This is a genomic window from Mycobacterium sp., assembly GCF_049802695.1.
Taxonomy (GTDB): Bacteria; Actinomycetota; Actinomycetes; order Mycobacteriales; family Mycobacteriaceae; genus Mycobacterium.
Genome location: NZ_JBARMY010000455.1, coordinates 1 through 5,461, shown reverse-complemented (window position 1 = coordinate 5,461; position 5,461 = coordinate 1). Strand labels below are relative to the sequence as shown.

Below are 5,461 nucleotides of genomic sequence, written 5' to 3'. Positions count from 1 at the left end.
GGAGAAGAAAAACAATCCGACGGTGATCGCAGCCGGTAGCAGCACCGCGCCGATGAAGGGGGTGAGCAGGTTCGCGATGAAGCCGACCAGTTCGGGACCGCTGGCTGCGATGGCCTGCCGGGCCATCGCGGTGTTGTCGGCGGTGAACCAGCCCAGCTCGACGTCGGTGAGCCGGTCGGCCATCGCATGCTGGGTGTCGTCGACCAGCGCGAACCCGATGCGGTATCCGATCCGGGCCAACACCATGTCGACGACCCAACCGCCGGCCGTAGCCGCGGTGAGCGCCCCGAGCCAGGGCAGCGCGCCGGCCGGTTCGGAATTGAACAGCGCGCCGACCAGCGGGACCAGCAGCAGTGCGCTGCCCGCGCGCAGCAGCACCGACACGATTGACAGCACCGCGTAACCGGTCAGTTCGCCGCGGCGCTGGGCCGGGATCAACTGGAGCAGGTTAGCGATCACCGTGCGGCTTCCACGGTCAAAGGGGCCGCCGGTTGGGCGCTGTCGGCCAGACGGCTGTCCCATAGCCTGCGATAGCGGCCGTTGGCCTCGAGCAGTTGGCTGTGGGTCCCGGTTTCGGCGATCCGCCCGTGGTCGAGGACGACGATCTGGTCGGCGTCGGTGATGGTGTGCAGCCGGTGCGCGATCACCAACACCGTGCGGTTGGCCACCAGCCGGCCCAACGCCTGCTGCACGAGGTATTCCGATTCCGGGTCGACGAAGGCGGTCGCCTCGTCCAGGATCAAGATCGGGGTGTCGGCGAGCAGGCTGCGAGCGATGGTCAGCCGCTGCCGTTCCCCTCCGGACAGCTGACTGTTTGCATCCAGCACGGTGTCGTAACCATCGGGGAGACGCAGTATCCGCTCGTGGATCTGCGCAGCGACTGCCGCGGCCTCCACTTCGGCGGCGCCGGCTTCCGGCCGGGCCAACGCGATGTTGTCGCGGACTGTGCCGGCCACCAGCTGCACGTCCTGGAAGACGAAGCCCACACGAGCGTAAAGCTCATCAGGGGTCAGCGATCGGATGTCGCAACCGCCGATGCGGATGGCGCCCCTGTCTATGTCGTGGAACCGCGCCAGCAGCGACGCCAGCGTGGACTTGCCCGAACCGGATGGCCCGACCAGGGCGGTCACTGTCCCGGGCGGCAATGTCAGGGTGACGTCGCGGATGACGGGCCGGCCCGGGCGGTAGCCGAAGCTGACATGGTCGAACGAAACCTCGTCTGGTGCCGCGGAGCCGCCGGCCGGTTCGTCGTGCGTGCCAAGTTCGGTCTCTTCGAGGACGATCGCGATGCGCCGGGCCGCGTCCATGCCGCCGCGCAGGCCACCGAACCCGTACCCGATGCCGAGCAGGCGCGCCCCGAAGGTGGTGCCCAGCACCAGGAACGGCAGCAGCGTGGCCGGCCTCATCGCCCCGCTGACGACGAACAGGGTGCCCGCCGTGGCGGTCAGCCACAAGAAAGTCGACGGTCGGGTGACCAGGTCCATGAAGGTCTTCTTGCCGATGAACGGCCGCTGCCAGTTGTTCAGGAATTCGATGTAGTCGTCCAAGTTGCGGTGAAACGATGAGGCCGCGGCGCCGCCGAACACCCGGATCACCGGCTGCCCGTCCAGATAGGCGGCCGAGGCGTTGTTCATCCGCTCAGCCCACTTGGATGCCTGGGCGATCTTGGGGCCGCTTTGATACACCATGGTCATGGTGGTGAGGACGTAGATCAGGATCGGGATCAGCAAGGTCAGGGCCAATCGCCAGTCCACGACGAACAGGTAGACCAGCACCGCGACCGGTGCGATCACCGCGGCCACCGCATCCGATACCGCGTGGGTGACCAGATAGTGCAGGGCCAGCGTGTCGTCCTGGATCAGTTTCTTCACCGCACCGGATCCGCGCTGGGTGAACCACCCCAGCGGCACCCGGGACAGCTTGTCCAGGAGCCGTCGCCGCACCGTCGCGCTGAAACGCGCGTCGACGACGTGCAGCCACAACAGCAACGCGGCGCTCAGGAAGGTGCCGGTGCCCAACAGCGCCACGAACACGATGACGGTGTGCCATACCCGGGACTGGTCGGCTCCGGCCAGCAGCAACCGGGCCAGTTCGACCAGCACCACGAACGGGGCCAACTGCAGAAGGGTGATCAGCGCCTGGAGGACGCCACTCGCGATCAAATGCGGTCTGACCGGGGCCAGCAGCTGCTGGGCGGCCTGCGATCGCCACCTGCCGCGTTGCGACCCGGGTTGCGGCGTGACGGCGGTGTCCGGAGGTGTCGGCTCGGCGACGGCTGCGGTAGCGGCAGCGATCGCCACGATTGTGGCCGGTGACCCGTTTCCCCCGGCGCCTGAGCCGGTATCGTCGTCGCCGCGTCGGCGCCCCATGGCACGGCCCTGCGACCAGTACGCCTGAGCGTGCAGATCGCTCTTCGGGAAGCCGAACGTGTCACGCAGCCGCTTGCGAAGATGCTTACCCGAGCCAGCCTCGCAGCCGACCCAGGCGTACCAGTTGGACCACTCCCGCTCCTCGATGGCCGCAGCGAGAGTCGTTTCGTCGGTTCGGTGCACCCAGTGCAGGCGACGGCGCGGATGGTCGGTGAGCGCCAGCAGTTCGTCGGCGTCGCAATGACGTTCCAGGTACACCTCGACGTCGGCGTCCGGCGGCAGCACCGCCAGGATGGAGTTGATCGCCGGGATCGAGGCGGCGTCGCCGATGAGCAGAAAACCTGCGGGCAGCTCGTCGGGCACCTCGAACGGCGTCGAACCCAGCGAAACCACCTGGATGGTCATGTCCGGTTCGGCCTGCATGGCCCACTGGCATGCCGGGCCGGTCGGCTCGTGCAGCACGACGTCCACCGCGAACTCGCCGGTTTGCGGGTCGGCCCACACGATTGTGTACGCGCGCTGGAACTCGGTGCTGCCGCCGGCCGGGTCGGGGAACCAGAACCGCAGCCAGGCGGTCGGCCCGATGCTGACGTCGTCGAACAGCGTCGGCGACGACATGGTGATCCGCAGGCAGTGCGGGGCGACTGGGGAAGTGTCCAGCACCGTGGCCAGGTGGTCGCGCCCCCCCAAGCCGCGCAGCATCGCGCCTTGAAAGCCTCTGCCCATGGGCTAGAACTTAGCCCACCCTAACCTTGCTTGGGAAGCCGTTCGGTTTGCCGCCAGCCCGTCACATCGGGGCGTTGGCAGGCTGAAAGACGCCGGTGCTGTCGGCTTCTTCTTCGGCGCGGATCACGTGCACCACCGCGTTGATCAGCGCCAGGTGGGTGAACGCTTGCGGGAAGTTGCCCAGATGCCGTCCGGTGCGCGGCTCGATTTCCTCGGCGTAGAGGTGCAGCGGGCTGGCGTAGGCCAGTAGGCGCTCGCACAGATGCTTGGCGCGACTGATCTCGCCGATTTCCACCAGCGCCGACACCAGCCAGAACGAGCAGATGGTGAACGTGCCTTCCTCGCCGGTCAACCCGTCATCGGTCTGTTCGACCCGGTAGCGCAGCACCAGACCCTGCTCGGTGAGGTCGTCGGCGATGGCGAGCACCGTCGCACGCACTCGCGGGTCGTCGGGCGGCAGGAACCGGGTCAGCACGATCTGCAGCAGCGAGGCGTCCAGGGCGTCGCTGCCGTAGGCCTGGGTGAAGACGCCGCTGTCGTTGAGGCCGTTCTCGAGGATGTCGGCCTTGATCTCCTCGGCGATGGCCCGCCACTGCTGAGCGTAGCTCCGTTCGCCTTGGCGCTCGGCCAGTTTGGAGCCGCGGTCCAGCGCGACCCAACACATCACCTTCGACGACGTGAAGTGTTGCGGTTCGCCGCGCACCTCCCAGATACCCCGGTCGGGCTCGCGCCAGTGCATGATCGCTTCTTCCACCTGCTTTTTCAGCACCGGCCACAGCGTCTCGGGCACCTGCTCGCGCGACCTGGCGTGCAGGTAGAACGAGTCGAGGATGCTGCCCCAGATGTCATGTTGCTCTTGGTTGTAGGCGCCGTTGCCGATCCGCACCGGGCGGGCGTGGTCGTAGCCGGACAAGTGATGCAGTTCGACTTCTTCGAGGCTGCGTTCGCCGCCCACGCCGTACATCACCTGTAGCGGGTGACGTTCGTCGTTGTTCGCGCCGGACACGTCGGCGATGAACGAGAAGAAGTCGTCGGCTTCGCGATCGAGCCCCAAGGTGTAAAGGCCCCACAAAGCGAAGGTGGAGTCGCGAATCCAGGCGTAGCGGTAGTCCCAATTACGTTCGCCCTGCGGAGTTTCCGGCAGCGAGGTGGTGCTGGCGGCCAGCAGCGCGCCGGTGGGCGAGTACGTCAACCCTTTCAGGGTCAGCGCGCTGCGCTGCAGATAGGCCCGCCAGGGATGGTCGGGAAAGTCACCGATGTTGATCCACTGCCGCCACGACTCCGTGGTCAACCACATTTTTTTCGACGCTTCTTCGTAGGTCTGCGGCGCGGGGTGCTTGGACCAGCTCAGCGCGACGAAGACGTCGTCACCCTCCTTCATCCGGGTGCGCGCCCGGGCTTCGCGGCCCTCGATTCCAACCCGCAGATTGGTGGTCAACCGCAACGTCGGATGGGCGTCGGGATTCGTTTTCGCCCGTGCGACGGCCTCGCCGTAGGCGTTGGAAGAGTAGTCCCAGGCGGCGCCGATGCGGTGGTAGTCGAACGCCGGTTCGCAGGTCATCATCAGCTCGACGGTGCCGCTGACGCAGCGCACGGTGCGCAGCAGAATGTGCTCGGCGTCCCAGTCCATGGGGGTGCGACGGTGGGTGTGCGAGCGTCGTTCGATGTCGTGCCAGGGTCCCATCACCAGCGCGTCGCGCACGATCAGCCACCCGGTGTGGGTCTGCCAGGTGGTCTCCATAATCAGGCTGCCGGGAAGGTAGCGGCGGGCCGACGGCACTGAGACGCCGTAGGGGCCGAGCCGGAAATGACCGGCGCTGCGGTCCAGGATCGCGCCGAACACGCTCGGCGAGTCCGGCCGGGGCACACACAGCCACTCCACCGAACCCGCCGGCGAGATCAGACACGTCGTCTCGCAGTCCGACAGGAACGCGTAGTCGGCGATCGGCGGGAACGGATTCCGCAGCGAACCAGTCGACGCGAACGGCACCGGCGACGTAACGGTCAACGGTGTGGCCGAGTCACCGTTCGATCGGTGGGCAGCCTCGTCGGCTCCGGCTTGCAAAACCATTCCGACATCATCATCTGCCGCGGTCCCCGGCGTCTACTCGTTCGCTCATGGGGGCTTCAGCGACGCGCTGAGCGCGGCGCGTGCTCAGGCAGCGGGCCGATCGCCACCACATACGCCGCGAGTTGGCGCAGCGCCGGCATCCGGCTCACCAGCCGCACACCGCCGACCGGTGGCCGTCCTTTGCCGTCACCGCCGATGGTCTGCGCGATCACGTTGGCGTGGATCATCCGCTGCATCGCCTGCAGCAGTGCCGTCGGCACCCAGCGGCGCGCCTGTACGCGGGCCAGCCGGCGGG

General features: G+C 67.4%; 2 protein-coding genes and 2 pseudogenes. All 4 read right to left on the bottom strand.

Going from position 1 to position 5,461, the window contains the following annotated elements:
- A pseudogene (locus WA317_RS18300) lies at positions 1 to 459 on the bottom strand (iron ABC transporter permease); the annotation flags it as partial.
- On the bottom strand, positions 456 to 3,095 hold the full coding sequence (locus tag WA317_RS18295; RefSeq protein WP_425174383.1) for an ABC transporter ATP-binding protein/permease: 2,640 nt from the start codon (positions 3,093 to 3,095) through the stop codon (positions 456 to 458). The pseudogene WA317_RS18300 and the gene WA317_RS18295, both read right to left, overlap by 4 nt.
- A 61-nt stretch (positions 3,096 to 3,156) precedes the next feature.
- On the bottom strand, positions 3,157 to 5,166 hold the full coding sequence (locus WA317_RS18290; RefSeq protein WP_425174382.1) for a glycoside hydrolase family 15 protein: 2,010 nt from the start codon (positions 5,164 to 5,166) through the stop codon (positions 3,157 to 3,159).
- 56 nt (positions 5,167 to 5,222) lie between these two features.
- A pseudogene (locus tag WA317_RS18285) lies at positions 5,223 to 5,461 on the bottom strand (FAD-dependent oxidoreductase); the annotation flags it as partial.

Excerpts from the sequence above, each read along its gene's own strand:
- WA317_RS18295 (WP_425174383.1), bottom strand. The coding sequence starts at position 3,095 with ATGGGCAGAGGCTTTCAAGGCGCGATGCTGCGCGGCTTGGGGGGGCGC.
- WA317_RS18290 (WP_425174382.1), bottom strand. The coding sequence starts at position 5,166 with ATGGTTTTGCAAGCCGGAGCCGACGAGGCTGCCCACCGATCGAACGGT.